Source organism: Pseudomonas sp. UBA5666, from assembly GCF_002420785.1.
Classification (GTDB): Bacteria; Pseudomonadota; Gammaproteobacteria; order Pseudomonadales; family Pseudomonadaceae; genus Aquipseudomonas; species Aquipseudomonas fulva.
This window is the reverse complement of the sequence record NZ_DIIQ01000014.1, coordinates 291,971-316,393: the sequence shown is the minus strand read 5'-3', so window position 1 is coordinate 316,393 and position 24,423 is coordinate 291,971. Positions and strand designations below refer to the sequence as shown.

General features: G+C 62.3%; 29 protein-coding genes. 19 read left to right on the top strand and 10 right to left on the bottom strand.

All coding sequences use genetic code 11. The features are described 5' to 3' along the window. Positions 1–519, top strand: a 519-nt coding sequence (locus tag B2Y33_RS09435; protein WP_288632869.1) for a pirin family protein, incomplete at its 5' end; no start/stop codon positions are given. Between the two features lie 28 nt (positions 520–547). On the opposite strand, the gene B2Y33_RS09430 is transcribed toward B2Y33_RS09435, so the two are convergent. Further along, entirely contained in the window at positions 548–1,039 is a 492-nt protein-coding gene (locus B2Y33_RS09430) for a cysteine hydrolase family protein (RefSeq protein WP_027915729.1), read from the bottom strand. Positions 1,040–1,318: 279 nt separating this feature from the next. Here B2Y33_RS09430 and mrdA point away from each other — a divergent pair, with 279 nt between their 5' ends. Next, the gene (mrdA, locus tag B2Y33_RS09425; RefSeq protein WP_027915728.1) at positions 1,319–3,214 is read left to right on the top strand and encodes a penicillin-binding protein 2; all 1,896 of its coding nucleotides are present in this window, start codon (positions 1,319–1,321) and stop codon (positions 3,212–3,214) included. Positions 3,215–3,228: 14 nt separating this feature from the next. On the opposite strand, the gene B2Y33_RS09420 is transcribed toward mrdA, so the two are convergent. Then, on the bottom strand, positions 3,229–3,855 hold the full coding sequence (locus B2Y33_RS09420) for a glutathione S-transferase family protein (protein ID WP_049696121.1): 627 nt from the start codon (positions 3,853–3,855) through the stop codon (positions 3,229–3,231). Between the two features lie 227 nt (positions 3,856–4,082). Here B2Y33_RS09420 and B2Y33_RS09415 point away from each other — a divergent pair, with 227 nt between their 5' ends. The 6 genes from B2Y33_RS09415 to B2Y33_RS09390 all read left to right on the top strand — a co-directional run bounded on the left by B2Y33_RS09415 (position 4,083) and on the right by B2Y33_RS09390 (position 10,352). Further along, on the top strand, positions 4,083–4,403 hold the full coding sequence (locus B2Y33_RS09415) for a DUF2388 domain-containing protein (protein WP_027915726.1): 321 nt from the start codon (positions 4,083–4,085) through the stop codon (positions 4,401–4,403). A gap of 119 nt (positions 4,404–4,522) precedes the next feature. After that, positions 4,523–6,022 (top strand): glycolate oxidase subunit GlcD, encoded by a 1,500-nt coding sequence (gene glcD / locus B2Y33_RS09410; RefSeq protein WP_027915725.1) that lies wholly within the window; start codon positions 4,523–4,525, stop codon positions 6,020–6,022. Continuing rightward, positions 6,022–7,077, top strand: coding sequence for a glycolate oxidase subunit GlcE (gene glcE, locus B2Y33_RS09405; RefSeq protein WP_028686395.1), 1,056 nt, complete (start codon positions 6,022–6,024; stop codon positions 7,075–7,077). Before glcD ends, glcE begins: the two co-directional genes overlap by 1 nt. A gap of 9 nt (positions 7,078–7,086) precedes the next feature. After that, complete coding sequence (glcF, locus tag B2Y33_RS09400) at positions 7,087–8,337, top strand: glycolate oxidase subunit GlcF (RefSeq protein ID WP_028686396.1); 1,251 nt, start codon at positions 7,087–7,089, stop codon at positions 8,335–8,337. Between the two features lie 161 nt (positions 8,338–8,498). Then, on the top strand, positions 8,499–8,837 hold the full coding sequence (locus B2Y33_RS09395; protein WP_033695131.1) for a hypothetical protein: 339 nt from the start codon (positions 8,499–8,501) through the stop codon (positions 8,835–8,837). A gap of 81 nt (positions 8,838–8,918) precedes the next feature. Beyond that, positions 8,919–10,352 (top strand): PLP-dependent aminotransferase family protein, encoded by a 1,434-nt coding sequence (locus tag B2Y33_RS09390; protein ID WP_059183937.1) that lies wholly within the window; start codon positions 8,919–8,921, stop codon positions 10,350–10,352. Here the strand turns inward: B2Y33_RS09390 and B2Y33_RS09385 are convergent. Together B2Y33_RS09385 and B2Y33_RS09380 are read right to left on the bottom strand one after the other, a co-directional pair. Then, positions 10,345–11,541: a CynX/NimT family MFS transporter gene (locus tag B2Y33_RS09385; RefSeq protein WP_027915720.1), complete on the bottom strand. Its 1,197-nt coding sequence runs from the start codon at positions 11,539–11,541 to the stop codon at positions 10,345–10,347. The genes B2Y33_RS09390 and B2Y33_RS09385 overlap by 8 nt on opposite strands. Next, on the bottom strand, positions 11,538–11,996 hold the full coding sequence (locus B2Y33_RS09380) for a nucleoside deaminase (RefSeq protein WP_033695130.1): 459 nt from the start codon (positions 11,994–11,996) through the stop codon (positions 11,538–11,540). Before B2Y33_RS09380 ends, B2Y33_RS09385 begins: the two co-directional genes overlap by 4 nt. 193 nt (positions 11,997–12,189) lie before the next feature. Between B2Y33_RS09380 and B2Y33_RS09375 the strand changes: the two genes are divergently transcribed. Beyond that, positions 12,190–12,627, top strand: a complete 438-nt coding sequence (locus B2Y33_RS09375) for a carboxymuconolactone decarboxylase family protein (RefSeq protein WP_027915719.1) — start codon at positions 12,190–12,192, stop codon at positions 12,625–12,627. Between the two features lie 377 nt (positions 12,628–13,004). On the opposite strand, the gene B2Y33_RS09370 is transcribed toward B2Y33_RS09375, so the two are convergent. After that, a complete protein-coding gene (locus tag B2Y33_RS09370; protein ID WP_027915718.1) occupies positions 13,005–13,466 on the bottom strand; it encodes a hypothetical protein in 462 nt (153 codons plus the stop codon). A 131-nt stretch (positions 13,467–13,597) separates the two neighbouring features. Here B2Y33_RS09370 and B2Y33_RS09365 point away from each other — a divergent pair, with 131 nt between their 5' ends. The 4 genes from B2Y33_RS09365 (at position 13,598) to B2Y33_RS09350 (ending at position 16,745) form a co-directional block, all read left to right on the top strand. Then, positions 13,598–14,089, top strand: a complete 492-nt coding sequence (locus B2Y33_RS09365) for a DUF1543 domain-containing protein (RefSeq protein ID WP_027915717.1) — start codon at positions 13,598–13,600, stop codon at positions 14,087–14,089. Between the two features lie 35 nt (positions 14,090–14,124). Continuing rightward, positions 14,125–15,093, top strand: coding sequence for a 5'-nucleotidase (locus tag B2Y33_RS09360; RefSeq protein ID WP_027915716.1), 969 nt, complete (start codon positions 14,125–14,127; stop codon positions 15,091–15,093). 44 nt (positions 15,094–15,137) lie between these two features. Beyond that, complete coding sequence (locus tag B2Y33_RS09355) at positions 15,138–15,908, top strand: SDR family NAD(P)-dependent oxidoreductase (protein ID WP_028686401.1); 771 nt, start codon at positions 15,138–15,140, stop codon at positions 15,906–15,908. A 72-nt stretch (positions 15,909–15,980) separates the two neighbouring features. Continuing rightward, positions 15,981–16,745, top strand: a complete 765-nt coding sequence (locus B2Y33_RS09350) for a hypothetical protein (RefSeq protein ID WP_125922240.1) — start codon at positions 15,981–15,983, stop codon at positions 16,743–16,745. A gap of 52 nt (positions 16,746–16,797) precedes the next feature. Here B2Y33_RS09350 and B2Y33_RS09345 read toward each other — a convergent pair whose 3' ends face one another. After that, positions 16,798–17,115, bottom strand: a complete 318-nt coding sequence (locus tag B2Y33_RS09345; protein WP_027915713.1) for a hypothetical protein — start codon at positions 17,113–17,115, stop codon at positions 16,798–16,800. A gap of 109 nt (positions 17,116–17,224) precedes the next feature. Further along, the gene (locus tag B2Y33_RS09340; RefSeq protein WP_033695128.1) at positions 17,225–17,413 is read right to left on the bottom strand and encodes a hypothetical protein; all 189 of its coding nucleotides are present in this window, start codon (positions 17,411–17,413) and stop codon (positions 17,225–17,227) included. A gap of 121 nt (positions 17,414–17,534) precedes the next feature. Between B2Y33_RS09340 and B2Y33_RS09335 the strand changes: the two genes are divergently transcribed. After that, entirely contained in the window at positions 17,535–17,984 is a 450-nt protein-coding gene (locus B2Y33_RS09335; RefSeq protein ID WP_201870819.1) for a GNAT family N-acetyltransferase, read from the top strand. Positions 17,985–18,283: 299 nt separating this feature from the next. Beyond that, positions 18,284–19,231 carry an IS110 family transposase gene (locus B2Y33_RS09330; RefSeq protein ID WP_206405378.1) on the top strand — a complete coding sequence of 316 codons (948 nt, stop codon included), beginning with the start codon at positions 18,284–18,286 and terminating at the stop codon, positions 19,229–19,231. Between the two features lie 199 nt (positions 19,232–19,430). On the opposite strand, the gene B2Y33_RS09325 is transcribed toward B2Y33_RS09330, so the two are convergent. Together B2Y33_RS09325 and B2Y33_RS09320 are read right to left on the bottom strand one after the other, a co-directional pair. After that, positions 19,431–19,655 carry a hypothetical protein gene (locus B2Y33_RS09325; protein WP_027916042.1) on the bottom strand — a complete coding sequence of 75 codons (225 nt, stop codon included), beginning with the start codon at positions 19,653–19,655 and terminating at the stop codon, positions 19,431–19,433. A gap of 119 nt (positions 19,656–19,774) precedes the next feature. Further along, positions 19,775–20,836, bottom strand: a complete 1,062-nt coding sequence (locus B2Y33_RS09320) for an aldo/keto reductase (protein WP_027916043.1) — start codon at positions 20,834–20,836, stop codon at positions 19,775–19,777. A 222-nt stretch (positions 20,837–21,058) separates the two neighbouring features. Between B2Y33_RS09320 and B2Y33_RS09315 the strand changes: the two genes are divergently transcribed. Further along, a complete protein-coding gene (locus B2Y33_RS09315) occupies positions 21,059–21,565 on the top strand; it encodes a GNAT family N-acetyltransferase (RefSeq protein ID WP_027916044.1) in 507 nt (168 codons plus the stop codon). A 3-nt stretch (positions 21,566–21,568) separates the two neighbouring features. Here the strand turns inward: B2Y33_RS09315 and B2Y33_RS09310 are convergent, their stop codons facing one another. Continuing rightward, on the bottom strand, positions 21,569–21,739 hold the full coding sequence (locus B2Y33_RS09310) for a DUF2986 domain-containing protein (protein ID WP_080992843.1): 171 nt from the start codon (positions 21,737–21,739) through the stop codon (positions 21,569–21,571). 78 nt (positions 21,740–21,817) lie between these two features. Between B2Y33_RS09310 and B2Y33_RS09305 the strand changes: the two genes are divergently transcribed. The 3 genes from B2Y33_RS09305 to B2Y33_RS09295 all read left to right on the top strand — a co-directional run bounded on the left by B2Y33_RS09305 (position 21,818) and on the right by B2Y33_RS09295 (position 24,371). Then, complete coding sequence (locus tag B2Y33_RS09305) at positions 21,818–22,684, top strand: AraC family transcriptional regulator (RefSeq protein WP_049695843.1); 867 nt, start codon at positions 21,818–21,820, stop codon at positions 22,682–22,684. 29 nt (positions 22,685–22,713) lie between these two features. After that, positions 22,714–23,100: a cupin domain-containing protein gene (locus tag B2Y33_RS09300; RefSeq protein WP_206405379.1), complete on the top strand. Its 387-nt coding sequence runs from the start codon at positions 22,714–22,716 to the stop codon at positions 23,098–23,100. Positions 23,101–23,207: 107 nt separating this feature from the next. Then, complete coding sequence (locus B2Y33_RS09295) at positions 23,208–24,371, top strand: AAA family ATPase (protein ID WP_027916047.1); 1,164 nt, start codon at positions 23,208–23,210, stop codon at positions 24,369–24,371. The last annotated feature ends 52 nt before the right edge of the window (positions 24,372–24,423 follow it).

Sequence of the window (24,423 nt, the reverse complement as noted above, 5' to 3'; positions counted from 1 at the left end):
GACATGGAAATCATCACCTACGTCCGCGAAGGAGCCATCACCCATGAAGACAACCTGGGCAACAAGGGCCGAACCGAGGCCGGCGACGTGCAGGTGATGAGCGCCGGCACGGGCATCGCGCACAGCGAGTACAACCAAGAGGACAGCGACGCACGCATTTTCCAGATCTGGATCGTGCCCGAGCGCAGTGGTGAAGCACCGTCCTGGGGTACACGCCCGTTCCCCAAGGGTGAACGCGGCGAAGGCTTCGTGACCCTGGCCAGTGGCAGGGATGGCGATGAAGGCAGCCTGCCGATTCGTACCGATGCCCGCCTGGTCGCCGCAACGCTGCGCGCCGGAGAAACCGCCGAATACCGGTTCGACCCCAAGCGTCGCGGCTACCTGGTCCCGGCCAAAGGCCGCATCGAGGTCAATGGGCTGAAAGCCAATGCCCGAGACGGCGTGGCCATCGCCGAAGAAACGCTGCTGCAGGTCACAGCCCTGGAAGACAGCGAAATCGTGCTGGTTGACGTTGCCTGAGACAGTAGCACCCAGCCGGGCCAGTCCCTCAAGGATTGCCCGGCTGGGCCAACTCAGCCAACACCTCGGCGGACGTGGTGACCTGGCGGAAATGATGCGCCCACAAGGCGATGCCCATCTTCGCCGAGCGATCCAGCGAGGAGCCGACCGTCATGTCAGTCACCAGCGTCGGCATCAACCCGGCGTCGAACAGCGCGAAACCGGCTGCCAGCACACAGGTGTCGGTCTGCAAACCGCTCACCAGCACACGCTGCACCCCCAGACGGTGCAGGTACTCGATCATTTCGGTACCCGGCCCGTAACCATGCTTGATGAACACCTGATCGGCTTCGATCAGGCTTTCATCCTGGGCAGCCGGATGCCAGCCCAATTGCCGCTCGAACGGTGTCACCCGCTCATCGTGCAACTCGACCGAGGCGATGGTAGGTATATTGGCCGACAGCAGTCGCAGCCCGTCGATCAACCATTCCGGCGGGCTGAATGTGGACTGGACGTCCACGATGAGCAGGACCTGACGCATGAGCACCTTCTGTCATGAAAAAAGCCACGGAGTATACCCGCCTGGGCCTAAAGAGCGCGTTGAAGCCAAACCTGCTGGTGCGGGACAGTACTCGGCAAGGCTGATGAACAAATCTTCATGCAGGCCTGAGCCCCACAGGCTCGGGCGGCCTGGGCCTGGGTCTGCTCACCATGCGGCTACGCGCCTTGAGGCAGGCATGCAGCTTGCGTAGCATCACTGCCCCATCCGGTACCAGGCAGGACCCACGCCTGCGCGCCCAGCCTTCTACAGACAGAGCCCATGCCCCAACCGATCCCCCTCAAGGACCATGAAAAGGAAAAGCACCTGGTCAACCGCCGGCTACTGGCCTGCGCTGCGCTGGTCTTCAGCCTGGTCGCCATCCTGATTGGTCGGTTATATGTGCTGCAAGTCATCCAGCATGACCAGCAAAGCGCCGTCTCGGAGAACAATCGCGTCCATGTACTGCCGATCGCACCCGAACGAGGCTTGATCTACGACCGCAATGGCACCGTGCTGGCCGACAACAAGCCCAGCTTCGACCTGACCATGACCCGTGAACGGACCGGCGGAGACAGCGCCAAGGTGCTCGACACCCTGACCCAGGTCCTGGGACTGGATGAGGAGGACCGCAAGCAGTTCGACAAGGATCTGCGACGCGGGCGCAAACCCTTCGAACCGGTCACCTTGATGGTGGGCTTGAACGAAGAGCAGATTGCCTTGATTGCCGTCAACCAGTTCCGGTTGCCGGGCCTTGAAGTCGAGCCGCAATTCATCCGCGAATACCCGCTGGGCGAGCACTTTGCCCATTCGGTCGGATACGTAGGGCGCATCAACGAAAAAGAAGCCAAGACCCTGGACAGCACCGAGTACCGGGGTACTCAGTCGATCGGCAAGACGGGCATCGAACGCTTCTACGAAAGTCAGTTGCACGGCCACGTAGGCTATGAGGAAGTCGAGACCAATGCCCAGGGCCGGGTGATGCGCGTGCTCAATCACAAGGCCCCTACCCCAGGCCAGGATATCGTGCTGACCCTCGATGCCCACCTGCAATTGGCGGCGGAAAAGGCCCTGGGCGAGCGCCGTGGCTCGGTGGTGGTGCTGGACCCGGCCAACGGCGATGTGCTGGCGATGGTCAGTAACCCGGGCTTTGACCCCAACCTGTTCGTCAAGGGCATCAGTTTCAAGCAGTACGCCCAACTGCGCGACTCCATCGACCGCCCCCTGTTCAACCGCGTGCTGCGCGGGCTGTATGCCCCAGGTTCGACGGTCAAGCCCGAGGTGGCCATTGCCGGGCTGGACAGCGGCGTGATCACGCCGGGCAACCGGGTGTTCGACCCGGGTTACTACGAGCTGCCCAACTACGACCACAAGTACCGTAACTGGAACCGTAGCGGTGATGGCTGGGTGGACATGTACACGGCGATCATGCGCTCCAACGACACCTACTTCTACGACCTGGCGCACAAACTGGGTATCGAGCGCTTGCACGACTACATGGCTGAGTTCGGCCTCGGCCAGAAGGTGTCGCTGGACATGTTCGAAGAAGCAGCCGGGCTGATGCCTTCGGCCCAATGGAAGCGCGCGACACGCCGACAGCCTTGGTTCCCGGGTGAAACGTTGATCCTGGGCATTGGCCAGGGCTATATGCAGGTCACGCCGTTGCAGTTGGCCCAAGCCACCAGTCTGCTGGCCAGCAAGGGCGTATGGCACCGCCCGCACCTGGCGATGACCGTCGGTGGCGATGCGCCCGTCGACCCCAACCCCATGCCCGATATCGTCCTGCACGACAAACGCGCCTGGGACCAGGTCAGCCAAGGTATGCAAATGGTCATGCACGACCCGCGCGGCATCGCGCGTGCTGCCGCTGCCGGCGCGCAATACCGCATTGCCGGCAAGAGCGGCACGGCCCAGGTCGTGGCCATCAAGCAAGGGGAACGCTACAACCGCAACAAGACCCTGGAACGGCACCGTGACAACGCCTTGTTCGTCGGTTTCGCTCCGGCCGAGCACCCTAGCGTGGTCGTGGCGGTGATGATCGAAAACGGCGAAGCCGGTGGGCGGGTCGCAGGTCCGGTAGTCCGCGAGGTCATGGACGCTTACCTGCTGGACGATCAAGGTCATCTCAAGCCCGAGTACGCCGGCAGCTCGGCGGTCAAGCCACCTGCCCACGGCTGAAATCGGCCATCCGTTCAGGGCGCGACGCGGGGCATCAGATCGTAGGGGTGCTGCCAGCCTGGCAACGTCTGCAGGCGGGCTTTCCAGGCTTCGATGTGCGTGTACTGCTGCACGTCCATACCGGTGTCCTCGGGCATGAACACATAACCGGCCAGCGACAAGTCGGCGATGGTCGCCCGCGCGCCGACCATGAATGGCGTGCCGGCCAGGTGCCCATCGACGATGCGGTAGGCTGCGGCGGCGCGCTCGCGCAGAAACGTCGTCACCTCGGTTTCGCCCGTCTTCTTCAGGCACAACAGAAAGCGCAGCGCCGCGTAATAGCTGGTGAACTTGTGGTTGTCGAACAGCATCCAGCGCCAGATCTCACGCCGATCTTCTTCATGCTCCGGGCCGAACTGGCCTGTCTGTGCGCTCAAGTACTCGAGGATCAACGCCGACTGGGTCAAGCAGGTGCCCGCATGCATCAGCACCGGCACCTCACCCTGCTCGTTCACCTCATCACGCCACACCGGGTCGCGGGTCTGGCCGTTGAAGAAATCTACGAACACTGGCTGCCAGTCCTGGCCGGTCAGCTCGAGCATTAGCGCAGCCTTGTACGCATTCCCGGATTCGGCGAAGCAGTGCAACGTGTATTCAGACATGGTGCAGCCCTCGATGGCTGTCAGGGTGGGCCCCTGAGCAGAGCACGCGGGTGGCGGTGCGGTCAATCGGGCCTGGCGTCGATGGTTGCCAGGCCGGTTGACCAGCCCCATCCTGTCCCGTATGAGCAGACCATCGGCTAACGCTTCGGTGATGGAACTCCACCCACCTGCGTAGCCTCTCACCAATAGTGGTAATCCCCTGGGCTTCACCTATTGGAGAACACGACATGCGCCAACTTGCCCTCGTACCCGCACTGCTGCTTCTATTGCCTGCCGGCGCTGCCATGGCCCGCGTCGACGGCCGCGACATTGCCACCTCGGCCGGTGTCTCGGCTTCGCTGTACTCAACGTTCAAGGATGACAAGCGCATCATTCCTGCCCGTGACGAGCTGTCTGCATTCGTCGCCAGCGGTGGTGCCATTCGTGGTGCCTACGTGGAAGCTGCCTTGCAGCAAGCACGCAAGGACCACCCCGGCCTGCAAGTCAACGATGAAGAACTCGCTCGCGCCATTCTCTCCCAGGACGACCCTCTGGTCGCCCAACAATGACTGCCGCCGGCGTTGGCTTTCGTAGTGGCCAACGCCGGTCGTAGCCCGCCCTGCAAGCCCTGGGCCCGAACTGGGGCTACACTCGTCATGACCCCATAAAAACAAAGCATCCAAGTGAGATGGCGATGTTGTATGACGAACGCGTCGACGGAGCGCTGCCAACGGTTGACCGCGCGCTTTTGATCCAGTCCCTGCGCGATGCACTGCCCGATCTTCAATTGCTATGCCGCGATGAGGACCTCAAGCCGTATGAGTGCGACGGTCTGGCGGCGTACCGCACGGTCCCGTTGCTGGTGGTGTTACCCGAGCGCGTGGACCAGGTACAGGTTGTGCTGCAGATCTGCCACCGGCTCACCGTACCTGTCGTGGCTCGCGGCGCCGGAACCGGGCTGTCTGGCGGTGCCATGCCCTTGGCCAAAGGCGTGTTGCTGGTCATGGCGCGGCTCAATCGTATTCTTGAAGTCAGCCCCCAGGGCCGCTTCGCCCGCGTCCAGCCGGGCGTTCGCAACCTGTCCATTTCCCAGGCCGCCGCCCCTTACGGTCTGTACTACGCCCCCGATCCCTCATCGCAAATTGCCTGCACCATCGGCGGCAATGTGGCTGAAAACGCAGGCGGCGTGCATTGCCTGAAGTATGGTCTGACCGTTCACAACATCCTGAAACTGGAAGTGCTTACCGTGGCAGGTGAACGGTTGACCCTGGGTAGCGATGCGCTCGACAGCCCTGGGTTCGACCTGCTGGCACTGTTCACAGGCTCCGAAGGCATGCTGGGGATCGTCACCGAGGTGACCGTACGGCTGCTGCCCAAGCCACCCGTGGCACGGGTCCTGCTGGCCAGCTTTGACCGGGTCGAGGACGCCGCACGGTCCGTCGCCCACATCATTGCCGCCGGCATCATCCCCGGGGGCCTGGAAATGATGGATAACCTGGCGATTCGCGCTGCCGAGGACTTCATCCATGCCGGGTATCCAGTGGAGGCAGCCGCCATCCTCTTGTGTGAACTCGACGGCGTCGAGGCCGATGTGCAGGAAGACTGCGAACGGGTTGCCGCGCTGTTCACCCAGGCCGGCGCCTGCGAGGTGCGGCTGGCGTGTAACGAGGCACAGCGTGCACGGTTCTGGGCGGGACGCAAGAATGCCTTCCCTGCCGTAGGCCGCCTGTCCCCGGACTATTACTGTATGGACGGTACGATTCCGCGGCGTGAATTGCCTTACGTGCTGGTGCGGATCAGTGAAATGGCGCGCGAACATGGGCTGCGGGTGGCCAACGTGTTCCATGCGGGTGACGGTAATATGCACCCGCTGATCCTGTTCGACGCCAACCGGCCTGGCGAACTGGAGCGGGCCGAGTCCCTGGGTGGAAAAATCCTTGAACTGTGCGTGGCCGTGGGGGGAAGCATCACCGGTGAGCATGGGGTTGGCCGGGAGAAGATCAACCAGATGTGCGCCCAGTTCACTCATGACGAGCTGCGCGTGTTTCACGCGGTCAAGGCTGCATTCGACCCGCAGGGCTTGCTCAACCCTGGCAAGAACATTCCCACGCTGCACCGTTGCGCCGAATTCGGTGCGTTGCACGTGCACCATGGGCAGTTGCCCTTCCCTGCCCTGGAGCGGTTTTGATGGACGCGGACCAGGATGCAAGCCAGGCGCTGCTTGACCAGGTACGCCAAGCGCTGGATGCAGGTACGCCCTTGTGCATACAGGGCAGCGGCAGCAAGGCGGTGATCGGCCATGCCGTCCACGGGCAAGTACTTGATACACGCGGCCATCGCGGCATCGTCAGTTATGACCCCACGGAGCTGGTGCTGACGGCTCGCGCCGGTACGCCTTTGCGCGACATAGAGGCCGCGCTGCAGGATAACGGACAAATGCTACCGTGCGAGCCACCGCACCTGGGCCCGGGTGCCACCTTGGGCGGCATGGTGGCGGCTGGCTTGTCCGGGCCCCGGCGGCCCTGGGCAGGATCAGTGCGCGACTTCGTGCTGGGCACACAAGTAATCACGGGCCAGGGCAGCTTGCTGCGCTTTGGCGGCCAGGTAATGAAAAACGTAGCCGGGTATGACCTTTCACGGTTGCTGGCAGGCAGTTTCGGCTGTCTGGGCGTGTTGACCGAGGTATCGCTCAAGGTCCTGCCCGTGCCGCGGCACTGCGTAAGCCTGCGCCTTGGAATGGACCGCAGCCAGGCCTTGGCCGAGCTCACGCGCTGGGGCGCGCAACCGCTGCCGCTGAGCGGCGCCTGCCACGATGGCCAAGCGCTGTTCGTGCGCCTGGAAGGTGGCGAGGGTTCGGTAGCGTCGGCCCGCCAGCGCCTTGGCGGCGAGTGCGTGGACGGCGAGTTCTGGACGCAACTTCGTGAGCAGCGCCTGGCATTCTTCACCCAGGGCAGCGAACCTTTGTGGCGTGTGTCGGTACCTCTCGCGACAGGAGAACTGGACCTGCCAGGGCGCCAATGGCTGGACTGGGCAGGCGCCCAGCGTTGGCTGCGCACGGATGCCCCAGCCCACGCCATTCACCGCATTGCCGAGCAGGCTCGCGGCCATGCGCTGTGCCTTACCCCAGGCCAGGCCCACTATCCGCCGTTGTCGGAGCCGCTGATGCGCTACCACCGTAGCCTCAAGGCCCAGCTGGACCCCAAGCGCATTTTCAACCCTGGCCGTCTGTACCCGGACCTTTGAGGGCAGCCTATGCAGACCAACTTGAGTGACAGCGCACGCACGCTCGAGCGCGCCGACGAGGCAGAACGTATCTTGCGCGCGTGCGTACACTGCGGCTTCTGCACAGCGACCTGCCCCACCTACCAACTGCTTGGCGATGAGCTCGATGGCCCGCGTGGACGTATCTACCTGATCAAGCAGGTGCTCGAAGGCCAGCCCGCCACTACCAGCACTCAGGCTCACCTGGACCGATGCCTGTCGTGCCGCAGCTGCGAAAGCACTTGCCCGTCGGGTGTGCGTTATCACGACCTGCTGGACATCGGCCGGGCCGTCGTGGAGCAGCAGGTGCCAAGGCCAATGGGCCAGCGCCTGTTGCGTCACGGCCTGCGCTTTACGATGGTGCGCCCCGCTGTTTTCAGAGCCCTGCTCCGAGCTGGCCAAGCCCTGCGCCCGTGGCTACCGGCGCAGGCCCGGGAAAAGGTTCCGCTGCGCAAGGCAGCTGACCTGACGCGCCCTGCCGTACGCCACCGGCGACGCGTCCTGATGCTCGAGGGGTGCGTGCAACCGGCATTGTCACCGGCGACCAACGCCGCGGCGGCGCGCCTGCTCGACCGCGTCGGCATCAGCGTGACCCCTGCACCGGCCGGGGAGTGCTGTGGAGCCATCGATTTCCACCTCAATGCCCAGGAGCAAGGCTTGCAGCGCGCACGACGGCGCATCGATGCCTGGTGGCCGGCCGTCGAGGCCGGCGTCGAGGCGATCGTGATTCCAGCGAGCGGCTGCGCCGCGTTCGTGCGCGAGTATGCTCACCTTTTGGCCGCTGACCCGGCCTACGCAGCCAAGGCGGCACGGGTCAGCAGCCTGTGCCGTGACCTGGTGGAAGTCCTGGGTGATGCGCCTATCGAGCAGCTGGCGGTACCCGCGGGGCGGCGCCTGGCGTTTCATTGCCCATGCACGCTGCAACATGCCCTGAAACTGGGTGGGGCTGTCGAAGCGCTACTGATCCGAATCGGGTTTACCTTGACGCCGGTTACCGATGCTCACCTGTGTTGTGGCTCGGCAGGCACCTACTCGCTGACCCAGCCAGGGATGTCCAGGCAGCTGCGCGATAACCGGCTGGAGGCCCTGGAACGCGGGCAACCGGACGAGATAGCCACCGCCAACATTGGCTGTCAGGTGCATTTGAATGGCGCAGGGCGCACTGCGGTTCGGCACTGGGTAGAGATCGTCGAAGAGGCAGTCAGGCACGCAGAGGACCACGCCGGGACGCACAAGGAGTAGGCGGCCCTGCTGCCGTGAGCATCTCGATCACTGCACGTTTGAGCGTTGCCCATTCATGTGATTGGGATTTTTCACCGGCCACCTTAGGAACCGTCCTACTTGTCGCTTGGCATGGCAGAAAACATGATCGGCGCAGTCGCCCCTCACACAGGACGCTGCGCATGCTCGACACTCCGCACCTTCTTGCCGAACTGCGCAGCAACCTGCGCGAACTGCTTACCCATGATCTGACCAACCCGGACCAGGACCCTCATCTTTCTGGTGTCATGTTCTTCTGCGTCACCGATGAGCAATCCAGACAACTGATCGAGCGAATCGAACTGCTCGCCAGTGAAGCATTCTTCGACGTTCGGGGCCGAGCCATCACCCATCACATGAAGGCCGTCGCACAGGAAGGCGTGCTCATCAAGCGCTGCCGCAGCGCCCCTGCGGACGAAACACGCATCCGCATCATCCTATCGGGCAAAGGCTATATCACGGTGAGCATGGCCAGGTCGTAAGCGATCTTGCTACTGCAGGAGCAAGCGCCTTTGCCGTACGCAATCCGCTATCCTGAGCGCTCTCTTGCTCTGGAATGCCCCATGGAACTGCATATTCGCCTGGAGGGCCGCAAAGGCTTGGCTGCCCAGCTCTACGCGCAATTGCGCGCGGGGATCGAGCGTGGTCACCTGGCCGCTGGCAGCCAGTTGCCGCCCAGCCGCCTGTTGGCCGAGCAACTGGGCGTGTCGCGCAAGACCGTCGCGGACGCCTATGCACGCCTCACCCAGGACAACCTGCTGAGCGCGGTGGTCGGCCGGGGGACGTTCATCAATACGCTTGAACCCAAGCGCAGCGCGCGGCCACGTGCCTTGACCCTTGCCGGCGATGCGTCGCTCAGGCGCTGGCAATCCCGCGCCACCGTGCTAGGCCAACGCCAAGCGCTATCGACGGTGCGTTATGACTTCATCGGCGGCGTGGCGAGCAAGGCACTATTCCCGTTCGACCTGTGGCGCAGTTGCCTGAACTACGCCGGGCGGCGGAGCCAGCATCACCCCCAGCGGCACTTCCCAGCCCAGGGCCTTGCGGAGCTGCGCGAGGTCATCGCCCACCACATCGCCTACGCCCGGGGCGTGCACTGCACGGCTGACGATATCCTCGTCTGCAACGGCGCACAGCAGGCCCTGGACTTGATCGCCAGGGTGCTGGTGGAGCCTGGCTGCAAGGTCGCGATGGAAGACCCGGGGTACCCGCCGGCACGGCAGTTGTTCCTGGCCTTGGGCGCCCAGGTGCAGGGGGTGCCGGTGGATGACGAAGGGTTGTGCGTTGACCAGATAGCCGAGGGCGCGCAGCTGATCTATGTCACCCCTTCGCACCAGTTCCCACTGGGTATGCCGATGGGCGAAAAACGCCGGCGAGCGCTTCTGGCCCGGGCAGCCGCATTGGGCGCACTGATCATCGAGGACGACTACGACTGTGAATTCCGCTATCAAGGGCCCAAGGCCGACGCGCTGCAGCGTCTTGACTCCCATGGCCTTGTGGCTTACGTCGGCACGTTTTCCAAGACCTTGCTTGCGGAGCTGCGCCTGGGTTATGCCGTTTTGCCAGAGGCCGTGCTCAAGGCCAGTTGCGTGGCCAAGCAACTGAGCGACTGGCACAGCCCGACCCTGCTGCAGTGGGCCCTGGCCCGTTTCGTGGAACAGGGGCATCTGAACCGGCACATCCGCCGTTGCCATGAAGTGTACAGCGCACGCCGCGATCGCTTGTTGCAGCGGCTGGACGACGACCTTTCCCCTTGGCTCAGGGTCATTCCCGCCGAGGCCGGTTTTCATCTAAGCGCCTTGGCGCAACCAGGGGTCGATGTGGAGGACCTGGTAGAACAAGCCCGCAAGGTCGACCTGGGCATTTACTCACTTGCCCCGTTTTTCAATGAAACGCCAGTGCGCCCAGGGCTGTTGATGGGCTTTGGTGCCATTGAAATGCTCGACATCGACCCGGCACTCGACCGGCTGCGCGATACCCTGCGGCGAATCAGCTGAGGACAGCGACGCTATCGACCGCGGCGGGTCGAGCCAAGGCCTTCGCGTAGCTTTGCGGGCTGAAGGCCAACGTCACCAGCAGCATCGTCACCACGCTGGCGATGAGCACAATCCAAGCGCTTTGAAAATCACCGTCGAGCGCACGCAGCCACCCGACAATGTATGGCACACAGCCGGTGATGATGAAGCCGATACCCTGGACGAAACCCGCCAGGCCGCCGGCTTCGGCTGGCGTAGGAAGATGTTCGAGGGTCAGGGTCAGGCTTTGGCTGAAACAGGCGCCCAGCCCGAACCCGATCAACGCTACCCAAAGCCCGGGTGCTGCGGTGGGCGCCATCAGCAACCCCATGAACCCCACCAGTTGGATCGACAGCGCCAGCGCAAGGCCTGGACGCCGATCTACCCAGCGCCTGAGCAGCAGCGGCAGGCCCAATGCGCCCAGTACTTGGAACAGGGTCATCAGCCCCACCAGGTCGGCGCCGCCCTGTGCGCTGCCACCCTGCTCCAGGTAAAACGCTGGAAACCAAGCGACCATGCTGGTGTAGCCTCCGTTGATGAGGCCGAAATACACCGCCAGTAACCAGGCCCGTCGGTGGCCAAACCAGTGTCCGCTGACTGTTTTGAAGACAGGGGCTTGTGCGTTGCGTGGCCGCAAGATGAGCCATGCCAGCATGGCAACCAGCGCCGGCGCGGCCCAGACCCCCAGTCCCACCTGCCATTGCCCGGCATACTCGGCCAGGTGCGGGCCCAGCACAGCAGCCAGCCCGCCGCCGCTCATCAAAGCAGCCGAGTACAGGCCCATTGCGCCAGCAAGCCGCCCTGGAAACCAGCGATTGACCAGGCCCGGCATCATGCCCTGCACCACCGCCACGCCCAGGCCGGCGAGCACTGCGCTGGCAAGCAGTGCCCAGGCACTTTCGAGTTGCAACCGCCAGAGACACGCCAGCGCGATGGCCGCCAGACCACCGAGCATGCCGGCCTGTTCGCTCAACCATCGGCGTGACCAAGGGTGCAATAATGGCACCGCTCCCATGCACAACACCGGCAGCGCCGTCAGCAATGCCGCTTGCTGATAACCCAGGCCGGTACTGATGCGCATTGGATCGAGCAAGGGGCCGATGCTGGTCAGAATCGGTCGCAGATTCAACGCCAGCAGCACGACCAGCATCGCTCTCCAGACTGCTGTCATTGGGCATTGGCCTGTTGCCACTGAGCGTACAGCCCATTTTCGCCGTCGGGCTTGAGGGCGCGTAGCGGCAATGACTGCTGCTGAGGCGCACGGGTCATCTGCGCGTACACGTCAGCGGTGGACAGCCCGTAAGGCTGGCCTTCCTCGTTGTCATACGCGAACCAGGCCTGGCTGATACCGCACAGGTGCATGGCCGCCAGGCACATGGGGCATGGGTGGCCGCTGGCATACACCTCTGCGCCATCCAGGCGAGCGCGCCCCAGCGCCTGGCTGGCCTGGCGGATGACTTGCATCTCGGCATGGGTAGTCGGGTCTTGTGAGCGGTGGATTTCATTGACACCGCGCGCAACGACTTGGCCCTCATACACCAGCACGGCACCGAACGGCCGTCCTCCGGCTGCGATGTTGGCGCGTGCCAGTTCGAGGGCTTCGCGCATGAAACGGACGTCGGGCATGGCTCAATCTCCTTGGATGGGACGGGTCATTATCCTGAGTCGGCGGCAGTGACAGAAATGAAGAGATTGGATGCCTGTCAGTGGGGATGCGAATGGCGGGATTGGCCTCCCCGAAGATGAGCGGATTGGCTATCGGACGTATCGGCGGCCGAGGGTATTGTGGCGCCACCCTAATGCGTTTCTGGAGAGCGCCATGCAACACCGCATCGACTGGTCGAAACAAGCCCCTGACGCCTACAAGGCCATGGCAGCCCTGGAGCAGGCGTTGACCCGCACAGGCCTTGAGCATGATCTGCTTGAACTGGTGCGCTTGCGCGCATCGCAGATCAATGGCTGCGCGTACTGCGTCAACCTGCACGCCAACGACGCGCGCAAAGCCGGGGAGCGCGAGGCCCGCCTGCAGACGTTGTGTGTGTGGCGAGAGACGGCTTACTTCACGGAGCGTGAGCGAGCGGCGTTGGCGTGGGTCGAAAGCCTGACACGGCTGGCCGATTGTGGTGCCCCACAGGGGGAATATGAGGCGCTGCTGGAACACTTCGAGCCAGCGGAGGTGGTGAATCTGACACTGGCTATCGCGACGATCAATGCGTGGAACCGGTTCGGCGTGGGGTTTGCCATGGTGGCGGGTTGAGGACGTCTGGTGTTTGCTTCAGTCTTCTCTGATTGGAAGCAGCAGTAGCAACATCCAGCTATGCCGCATGTTGAATCGTTGCACATCCCTCGAAGGCCACTCAGTTCCAGTGTGGAAGCGGACTTGCCGGGGCGCCGGGCCGGCCGCGATGGGCCGCATGGCGGCCCCAGGATTTCAGTTTCGCAGCTCACATCGCCAAAGCCGCAAAGCGGCCACACACCTTCAAGTTGCGAAGCCTGGCTCCTGGGTTGCTCGGCCCGTCGCATCCACCGCTGATGGCTGAGCGTGATGCGGTGGTGTCCTGGTGCGGCAAGAAGCGTGTCCTTGCTCCAAACCCAGGCGCTTGCGCGTTGCGCTTCAACGGTCACGCCACTGCATCAACCCCCTGCAACCCGCCCAGCCATCTTAACCAGTGCCTGCCTCAAACTGGGTAAATCACTGTACCGCTGCTCTGTCACCACTTTGCCGTCCTGAACCTCCAGCCATTGCACCGATTCGCGGTCCCCGCCATAGCCCTTGGCCACCTCGCCGTCCCGATCCAGCAAAATCCGGTAATTGGCCGACCGCATGGCAGGCACCATCACCGCTGCCACCATGCTGGGCATCTTCTCGATGTCCGCGACGAACACCACGCCCCGCGCTTCAAGATAGCCCTCTGGCGTATGCTCGACCGCATTGTTGACCAACCGTGCAGTGGCCATGCTGCGCGCAACCATGACCACGCGGGTCTTGTCGTCCAACGTGAACGCCTGGTCGAACTGGTCATTCAACGTCCAGTGCTCGGCGGCTTGCACCAGGGGTGCACAGAGCATCGCCAGGAACAGAAAAGGAGTGCGCATCTTGCTATCTCGCAGTCAAAGGTTCGACCACACTAGCCTTCTTGTGCCCAGGCGCCAAGCACTGCGCTTGAAGCGGCGTGCGGATGCTGCAAAATGACGCCATGCGATGATCGATTCAACAAGGAAACCTCATGCTTTATATCGTCATGCTGGGGGGACGCCATGCAGGGGCCAAGATCGAGGTCCACGACATGGTGTTCGCCCAGGCACCCAGCCTGCAACAGGCCTATGCGCAACTGCGCGACGCATGGTTCGGCAGCCAGCAGGGGCTGCACATCGATGCCTGGCTGGAAGTGGACGGCGTGGATGGCATGCGAGTGGAGTTGCACCCCTACCCTGCAAAACGCGGTGCGCTGCGCCTGTACTTCATCAACCTGGGCGGCTACGAACGCGGTGTGTTCGGCGAAGCGCACCGCTATGTGCTGGTCAGCGCCCGCAACAAGGCCGATGCCAAGGCATTGGGCAAGCAACACATGCAGGCCGGCTGGCTCAAGCCGCACACCGATGCGGTGCTGAGCGTGGACGACTGTCTGGCCATCGACTGCGTGGACGGGCTGTACGTGCACCTGGTCGAAGGGCCGCACAAACCGGTCGTTTCGCGTAACGACTACATCCCCCTCTGACTTTGCGCCTCTGCCGGGGCCGTAGGGAGTTTCCCATGCCTTACCCCATCGAACAGAAACTGGTGATTGGCGTTGCCTCCAGTGCGCTGTTCGACCTTACCGTTTCGGACGACATCTACACCCAGGAGGGTGTCGAAGCGTACCGATGGCATCAGGAACAGAACCTGGATGAGCCCTTCCCCAAAGGCGTGGCGTTTCCGTTTATCCGTCGTTTTCTGCGTATCAACCAGGCGTTCCCCGAGCAGTTGCCCGTCGAGGTGGTGTTGCTATCGCGCAATTCGCCGGAAACGGGCCTGCGGGTATTTCGCTCGATCAACCACTACGGCCTGGACATCACCCGCGCCGCGTTCATGTCGGGCCGTTCACCGTATGAGTACATACCAGCGTTCAACGCATCGCTGTTTCTGAGCGCCAACGAAGAGGACGTACAGAAAGCCATCGACGCCAATTACCCCGCAGGTCGTGTTCTGCCGACCCGTATCTACGATGACGAAATCGATACCGAGCTGCGCGTGGCGTTCGACTTCGATGGCGTGATCGCCGACGACGAAGCCGAAAGCGTCTACAAGCGTGGCAACAGCCTGGATGAATTCCAGGCCCACGAGCAGGCCCATCAGCGCGTGCCCCATACGCCTGGGCCCTTGGCCGACCTGTATCGCAAACTGTCGCTGATTCGCACGCTCGAAGACCGCAAGCTCGAAGATGACCCGCACTACAAGCGCATCCTGCGCATCGCCATTGTCACGGCACGCAATGCACCTTCCCATGAGCGGGTGGTGACGACCCTCAAAGATTGGGGCGTATCGCCCGACGAGTGTTTCTTCCTGGGCGGCATGGAGAAACCCCGCGTCTTGTCGATTCTCAAGCCCCATGTCTTCTTCGATGACCAGCGCAGCCACCTGCACTCGCCTGCGGGCGATTTGCCGATGGTGCATGTGCCCTTTGGGGTGGCGAACCGGATACCGACGACTGAACCTCATGTCGATGGAAATCCGGATGACTGAGGCGGTCTACCCTTGACCGAAACGATGGCCAGAGAGTGCCTGTCATGAGTCTCATACCAGGGTTGGACGAGAACGCCTGCGTGCTGGTCTGCGGGGCCAGCCGTGGAATCGGGCTCGCGCTGTGCAACGCGCTGGCGACCCGCGAAGACGTCGATCAGCTGATAGCGGTGTCGCGCCGCGCCACGCAGAACCAGGCATTGAGGGCGCTGGCCGACGCTCACCCCAATCGTGTACTACTGGTGGACTGCGACGCGCGCGAGGAGGCCAGCCTGGGCGCCATGGCCGCGCAAGCAGGCGAGCGATGTGTGCACTTGCACCTTGTCATCAGTACCTTGGGGATCCTGCATCAGGAAAACGCCAAGGCCGAAAAGTCACTGGCGCAATTGGACCTTGCCAGCCTGCACGCAAACTTCACCACCAATGCCTTCGCCCCGGTTTTGTTGCTGAAACACCTGCTGCCTTTGCTGCGCAAGCAACCTGCAACCTTCGCTGCACTGTCCGCCCGCGTGGGCTCGATCAGCGATAACCGTCTGGGGGGTTGGTACAGCTACCGGGCCAGCAAGGCGGCGCTGAATCAGTTGCTACACACAGCCAGTATCGAACTCAAGCGCCTGAACCCTAACGCGACCGTTCTGGCCTTGCACCCGGGTACAACGGACACGGAACTGTCAAGGCCGTTCCAAGGCAACGTGCCTGAGGGCAAACTGTTCGAGACGACGTTTGCCGCGCAGTGCATCGTGGAGCTGATCGGGCGTCTCGGACCGAACGTGACGGGCAGCTTCTGGGGCTGGGACGGTCGCAACATCCCCTGGTAGGCATCAGTGGCGGGCATCCGGGCATTCAACAGGGTAAAGTCGGCACTGTCTTGAGAGCCGGAACGCGCCGCGATGACCTTGTTCTACCTGAAACTTGCCATTACCCCTTTGCTGATGTGGGCCATCTCTCTCGCTTCCAGGCGCTGGGGTGGGTTGCTAGGGGGGTTACTGGCGGGCATGCCCATCACGTCGGGGCTGGTGATGACCTTCCTGAGCCTGGAGCAAGGGACAGACTTTGCCCTGAACGCCGTGCCCGGAGCACTGGGCGGCCTGGCAGCCGTGCTCGCTACCTACGCCTTCTACCTGTATGCAACACGCAGGCTTGCCATCGGGGCTGCTGCGGGCTTGGCGATCGTCTTCTACGGCTTGGTCGCCTATGTGCTTACGCACTGGGGCCATTTGTATGTGTCGATAGGCGTAGCGCTGGCGCTGATCGTACTTCTGATCGTCGCCAGCGGGCATGAACCCAAGCCTGAGACGCTGGCACGTGTACGGCATCGTTACTGGGAAATCCCCTTGCGCATGGTCTCGGCAACGGCGTTGCTGATGATCACCACGCACCTGGCAGCCTGGCTTGGACCCCAGACCAGCGGCATGCTCGCGCCAATCCCGGTCATCGCTTGGCCATTGATGGTATTTGCTCACGTGCAGAACGGGCGCGCGGGGATGGCGGCCATGGTGCGCGGCAACGCCATAGGCGCAGTGGGTGTGCTGGCGTTCTACCTGATGTTGTCGGGTCTGATGAGGGCTTTGGGGGTCATGCCGACCATTGTGCTGGCAATGGCCACGGCGGTTGCGTTGACGGTAGCGCTGGCAGCCCTGCTGCGCCGCCGCTAGCGCTGTCCAAAGGCGCTGTGGTCAGCCCCAGCGCCTCGGATTTAACCCTGTATCACGGGTGTTCTTGCGAAACCGAGTTGTTCGCTTCCACGTCCTTCATGTCTTCCTCGAGCGCTGCATCCCCTGCGCCAGGGTCTTCATGGGTGCGTGCGGTACCATTATCACGTGGCACCTGGCTGTCCTGGTCAGAGCCTGGATTACCTGGGGGTGGATTCCAGTCCTCGGGGCGCTCGCCGCCAGCGTGGCCGGCACCTTGCTTGGGTTCCGAAGGGGTCTGCTCAAGGCCTGAACCGTGCCCCTCGCCTGTGTCCGGGCTGTTCTGCGCCGGGCCTGGGTAGGGTGCTGCAGGACCATTATTGTCGATCGGCATATGCATTCTCCTGATTGAGGCGCTCAAATAGCGTGAGTCTGGTCAAAGCGGTTGCCGCTGGCATCCGTGCCAAATCGGCGAGGCGTGGCTGGACACTGAACGACGCCCGTTATTCTCTGGGCGTATTCACATCCATGGGCGGCTGCTCGGAATCCTCCATGTCTCCACCCTCCTCTTCGTTCATGAGCGGATCATCGTCCGGATCAGGTATGGTCGGGTTGTCAGGGTTCACCGACGGGTCCGGTGAAACGGGCATGTCATCGTCAGCGCCGTCCTGTGCCATGGGATCTCTGTTCATTGCCGCGTACCTCGAAAGAATGGATGAGGCCTACAGTTATTCGAGAACAGCGCGGGCGCAGGCGTTCGATCGGGTTGAAGCCCGTCCGTCGCAATCGAGGGGGACGAGGTTGATAGCAAGGGTGATCAGAGCGGCGAGCGTCCTGGACGCTGAAAGCATCAGCCGGGTTATCCTGGCTGCACTGCGCCACAGCAACGCAGCAGACTATGACGCCGCCACACTGGCGCGCGTGGCGCGCGCTTTCACGCCCCAAGCCGTGGTCCAATCGCTGGACAGGCGGGTTGTATGGGTGGCCTTGGAGAGCGACGTGGTCGTCGCAACGGCAAGTCTTGAGAAGAACGTAGTGAGAAGTGTATTCGTTGACCCGAGCTACCAGCGCCAGGGTCTTGGCGAACAACTGATGGGCTACATCGAGCAAGAAGCGCGGGACACTGGGGTCCGGCAGTTGCAGGTGCCTTCTTCACTCACTGCTCAAGGTTTCTATGCAAGGCTAGGTTATACGGCCGTTCGTGAAGTGCGCTATGGAGACGAGCGAACGGTGGTCATGGCGAAGGTGATGACTGCGAGCTGACTTAGGGTGCTGAGTACCTTGCGCGCTCTTTCAAGCCCTGCACATCTCGTGTAGGAGCCGTCTTGCCGGGGCGCCGGACCGGCCGCTTGTGTCTTGATTAGAGATTAGAATCTGGAGTGAGAGCGGTGAATGGCAAGCTGAAGGCCGCAGGTGCCTTGAGCACGAGTGGGAGCACAAGCTGCCATTCACCGTTCCACTTTGGCGAGAGCCCGAACAGTTGGACGCGGCTCTGATCTCGAATCACAAGCGTGGGCCAAGCCAAAGTCCTCTCACAGTGTTGAGTTTAGGAGATTTAGGCGATGGTTTCCTACCTGGGTATCGATGTTTCTAGTCTTTCGCTTGATGCTGCGGTACGGCCTCAGGGCACCAGACTTCATGTAAGCAATGATCCAGCGGGATTCGAAGCGTTGCTCGATGGCCTTTGCGGTCTCAGCATAAAGCGTGTTCTGCTGGAGGCCACAGGTGGCTATGAGCGTAATATCCTGAGGTTCTTGCAGGACGCGGGCTACAAGGTCATACGCGTCAATCCCAGGCGAGCCCGAGCGTTCGCAGAATCCATCGGAGTCAAAGCCAAGACCGACGCCATCGATGCCGAAGTACTGGCCCACTACGCTGAGGTCATTCCAGACCAGCCCACCCTGCGGATCAGCCCGGAGCGTGCGCTGTTGCGAGAATTGCTGCAGCAACGTGATCGGCTGGTTCAGCAGCGTGATGACGACCGCAGGCGCCTGAAACAGGCGCAGTTCAGCGCGGTGTCCGACTTTCTGAAAGCCAACCTTCAGCACTTCAAGTCGCAGATCAAGCTGATTGAGCAAGCGATCAGCCAGCAAACGGAAGCCCTGAAAGATGAACGGGTTACTCAGCTGGTCCAGGTCAAAGGCATTGGGCTGGTAACGGCGGGCAAGCTGATAACACTTCTGCCAGAACTGGGGCGTGTCGAGTCCAAAGAAATAGCCTCGTTGGTCGGGGTGGCGCCTTTTAACCACGACAGCGGAAAATCCGTGGGCAAACGCTCTATCTCGGGCGGGCGGTTTGAGGCCAGGCGATCGTTGTATATGTCATGCCTTGTGGCGATAAAGTACAACCCAGCACTCAAGGCTCGTTATGAGGCGCTGCGCGGACGCGGAAAAGTTGCCAAGGTCGCCCTCGTAGCCTGTATGCGGGTATTGATCGTACGGCTCAATGCCATGCTAAGGACGGACAAGCCTTGGCTTGATCTGGTCTTGCCACAGCCTATGCGGACCTAGAGCAGGAAGCCGACGTAACTCATACAGGAGCGGGCTTGCCCATCAATCCAATACCGCGCTGGATGGCACGGGCTTCGCCCGTGGCCGCGCGACAAGCGCGCCCCCTGGGGGGGCGGGCTAGATTTTAAATAAATCGGGCAAGACAGTTGCTCCCACGTGGGATCAAGCCAGTACCGCCTTGAGCCCACTAGCCAGCTACTTAGGCCACCACGATGTCCGTCAACCCCAATACCTCGGCCTGCGCCAGGATCTCATTGGGCGTGGCGTCGGCCGAAGGCATCACCAGGCTGTTCTCGCCGTCGCCAAAGTGCAGCACGATCAGGTGCCAGGCGGCCTCGTGCAGGGCCAGCTCAGGCTGGTCCAACTCAAAAGTATGGTCGGTCGAATTGCCATTGAGCGAGTAGCGAACAGTGAAGGCGTGCATGAGCACCTCGGTCTAGGTTGGGGACTCATTACTTGACCGGTGAGACAGGAAATAATTCACACAACTCCCGAGATCGCCTCGCCAAGCAGGCAAGACGACCCGGTATCCGGCGGCGCAGACTACTTCATGGTCTCTCGGTACAGCTCGATGAACGGCGCTTCAGCAGGATCGATGCGGTCCATGCCAGCGGCAATGCGGTGCCAGTAGGGGTACTGCGGCGCGATGCGTGTGGCCTGTTCGATCTGCTTCAGGTCCTCTTGCGTCAATACAAGGTCTGCCGCCTGCAGATTGTCTTGCAGTTGATCAAGGGTGCGGCCAGCGGTAATCACGCTGGTAATACCCGGGCGATCCTTCAGCCAGGCCAGGCAGACGCGTGACGGCGAGCAACCGTGGCGTTCGCCGACCGCGATCAAGGTCTCGATGATGTCGTAGGCGCGCTCACGATCGTGCACGTAGGGTTCCGGCCAGTCATTGCCCTGACGTGTGCCCTTGGGCGTCTGCTGGCCACGACGGACCTTGCCGGTCAACAGGCCTTCACCCAGCGGGCCCCAGACCAGTGTGGCAAAGCCTTGGTCAATCGCCATCGGCAGCAACTCGTACTCGGCCTCACGCGATTCGGGCGTGTAGTAGATCTGCTGTGAAACAGGCTGTTGCCAGCCGTTCAATTGCGCGCTGCCCAGGGTTTTCATCATTTGCCAGGCAGTGTAGTTGGACGTACCGAAGTAACGGATCTTGCCGCTTTGCACCAGATGATCCAGTGCTGCCAGGGTCTCCTCCACTGGCGTCACGCCGTCCCAATTGTGGATCTGATACAAGTCGATATGGTCGGTCCCCAGGCGCTTCAAGCTGGCCTCGCATGCGCGAATCAGGTGATAGCGCGAAGCGCCGCTGTCGTTGGGGTTGTCGCTCATCGGGCTGCGCGCCTTGCTGGCCAGGATGATCGACTGGCGACGCTCGCCCAAGGCCTTGCCGACGATTTCCTCGGCCAGCCCATGTGAATACAGGTCGGCGGTGTCCACCAGGTTGACCCCGGCGTCGAACGCGGCCGCGAACATGCGCTTGGCCAGGTCCACATCGACGCTGCCGGTTTTCTCGAACGAGCCTCGTCCGCCGAAAGGCACCGTGCCAATGACCAGCTCCGAAACCAACAGACCGGTGTTGCCGAGTGCGCGATATTTCATGGAAACCTCCAAAGCAAAAGACTAGAAATACCGACGTACCTGCGCGCTGAAACGTTCAATCGGAAGCTTTTGACGGCGTTCTGCGCCAAACCAGCGTTTGCAACAACGACAGTCGACCGCTTGCCAACCCAGCACGCCTGTCGTGATCCCATCCGCAGGTGGCAAAGGCGCTAAGCCACAGGCATGCTGGCAAGCTGTTCAGTGGACGACGCGAGATGAACGATGCAAACACCCTGCACCACGTACTACCTTGAAATGACCTCGCCAGACGAACTGGTGGAAAAGCCCCAGCGCCCGGATTTGCATATCGTCGAATGCGAGGTGCCACAACCAGCCTTCAACCGCTTTCTGTACACGTTGGTCGGCACGCCCTGGTCGTGGGGCGACCTGGACGCCTGGAGCGAGGCGCAGTGGCAGGCGCAGGTCGAGCAGGAAGCTCACCGCACCTGGGTGGCTTATCACCGGGGCGCCATTGCCGGTTATTACGAACTGTATCGCCCTGATGGGAGCAACGCCGAGATCCGCTACTTCGGCTTGGCCCCGCAATTTCTGGGCGCAGGCTTTGGCGGTCCGCTGTTGAGCCAGGCGGTGCGTAGCGCCTGGGCTTGGCCCGGCACGCAGCGTGTATGGGTGCATACCTGCACCCTGGATCACCCTGCCGCGCTGGGCAATTACCAGGCGCGCGGCTTCAGGATCTACAAGCAGGAAGAAACCCTGTCAGACGCCTGAGGTTCAGGCCTGCGAATCGCGCTGCGCTGCGGCATCCGCGGCCGCTTGCAGCGCCAGCTTCTCGCGATCGGCCTTGCTGATGTACTTGGGCTTGGTACTGCGCGGTGCCAGCTTGGCGCTGGCCTTCTTGGCGTGTGCCTTGAGCAGTTGCTTGATTTTCTTCTGACGGTTCATGGTGGGTTCTGGTGAGGTGGATTGGGGCTTATGATAGCGCGTTGTCTTTCCTTTCCGTGAACCGCCGGGACCTGTGCCATGAAACGTTCGTCCAACATGCCCCCGGTTTCGGACTGGGTCATCCGCAGCCAGCAACATGGGGCTGTCGAGCGGATCGAAGCGTGGTTCGGTAGTCATGGCTATGATCCTCATCGGCATGACACCTACTCCGTCGGCCGTACCTTGGCCGGGGTACAGAGCTTTCATTACAAAGGCTCGTTGTGCCACGGCATTGCGGGCAACACGCTGGTGTTGCACCCCGATGAATTGCACGACGGCATGGCCGGCACCGAGGCAGGTTTTCGCTACCGCATGGCCTACATCGACCCTGCGCTGATTCAGGCCGCACTGGGCGGGCAGCCGCTACCGTTCGTGCCTGGCGGGCTTTCCAGTGACCCGCGCCTGTTCCATGCTAGCGAACCGTTTGTGCAGGCTGTGGACCATCCCCTCGAGCAGCTGGAAGAGCAAGACGCCATCTATGACCTGGCCATGGCGCTGCGCGCTGTCGCGGGCAAGCCACGCGGGCGCAAGCGCCTGGATTACCGGTCCGCCGAACGCGCCAAGGCGTTCATTCTGGAGCACCTGCACCTGGGCATCACCCTGGAGATGCTCGAGCACGCCAGCGGCCGTGAGCAATGGAGCCTGTCTCGGGACTTTCGGGCCCTGTACGGCACCAGCCCTTATCGCTTCGTCACCCTGAGGCGACTGGACAATGTGCGTCGGTTGTTGCTCGATGGCTTCACCCTGGTCGACGCTGCCTTGGCGGCAGGCTTTCACGATCAGAGCCACATGACCCGACACTTCACCCGCAGTTATGGGGTGTCGCCGCTACGCTGGCTCGAACGCCTGCGGCCAGGGCAGCAACGTGCAGGATCGTACAAGCGTGCAGGCACTGAGCTGCAATAGGCTGCGTGCTCCAACCAGGAGTAACCACCATGTACGAATCCAGTCAACACACTCAGCCCCATCCGATAAACCTGAACCAGAAAGCGTCGATGATCGACAGCCAATGGAGCCCCAGGGTTGTTGCACAGATGAACGACTACCAGTTCAAGGTTGTACGCATCGAAGGGGAATTCATCTGGCATGCGCACCCGGAAACCGATGAAGCCTTTCTGGTACTCGAAGGGACGCTGCGCATCGACCTGCCGCAACGCAGCGCCCATGTAGCGCCCGGCGAGTTGTTCGTGGTGCCGCGGGGTGTACAGCATCGAACAGCGGCCGAGGGCGAGGCCAAGCTGCTGATGATCGAGCCATGTGGCGTCCTCAACACTGGCCATGAGGGCGGTGAGCGCACGGCGCCTAATGATCTGTGGATCTAGCCATCGCCGTCAGCGATTGGCCCGCGTCGGCTGGTCGACATGGGCAAGGGTTGGCCTCGGTGCTTGATTGAGGCCAAACTTGCACCATCGTCGATGGGAAGAACGCCATGCTCACTACCCTGGCCATCAGCAATTATCGCTCCATCAATCACCTTGTCCTGCCACTGGGCCAGCTCAACGTGGTAACCGGAGCCAACGGCAGCGGCAAGTCGAATCTGTACAAAGCGCTGCGCCTGCTGGCCGAAACGGCACAGGGCGGGGTCATCCAGGCACTCGCCCGCGAAGGTGGGCTGGACTCGACCTGGTGGGCGGGCCCGGAACCGAGTGCACGCATGATGCGCGGTGAAGTGCCGATCCAGGGGCAGCACCCGCGCGATGCCCGTCGCCTGCGGCTGGGCTTTGCCACCGAGGATTACGGATTCGCCATCTCCTTGGGGTTGCCCATCCCCCTGGCTTACCCCTCAGCCTTCATCCTCGATCCGGAAATCAAAAGTGAGACCATCTGGGCAGGTGGGGCTTACCGACCTGCCTCGGCGCTGGTCGAGCGCAAGAATGCGTTGGTGAAGGCTCGTGAAGGTAACGCCTGGACAATACTTGATCAGCATGCCGACAGTAGCGAAAGCTTCTTCAGTGTGGTGGGCCGCCCACGGCAGGCACCGGAAATCGGGCAGTTGCGCGCCTTCATCAACAGTTGGCGTTTTTACGATCACTTTCGGATCGATCGGGATGCACCCTGCCGCCAGCCCCAATTGGGCACCCGCTCGCCAGTGCTGCATCATGACGGGCGTAACCTTGCCCCCGCCTTGCAGACCATCATTGAAATCGGTGACGTGGAAGGCCTCAATGCCGCGCTGGAGGACGCGTTCCCCGGCAGCCGCCTGGACATCGATGCTCCCCCTGGCGGGCTATTCTGCGTACGGCTGCTCCAGCATGGATTGCTCAGGCCATTGACCTGCGCAGAACTTTCGGATGGGACCTTACGCTATCTTCTGCTGATGACCGCCCTGCTGACGCCCAGGCCACCGGCCCTGATGGTGCTCAATGAGCCGGAGACCAGTCTGCATGTAGCCTTGCTGCCGGCCTTGGCCCGGCTGATCATTCGCGCGTCCGAGCACAGCCAGGTGTGGGTCGTGTCGCACAGCGCGCCATTGATCGAAGCCCTCAGCCAATGTGAGGATTGCAACCTGCTAGCCCTGGACAAGGTGCAAGGCAAGACGCAACTCAAAGACGTGGGCCTGCTGGACGAGCCGCTGTGGCGGTGGACTGACTGAATGGGGTTCATCAAGCAAGCGCCGCCTGACCCTCACCAGACGGCACACACTC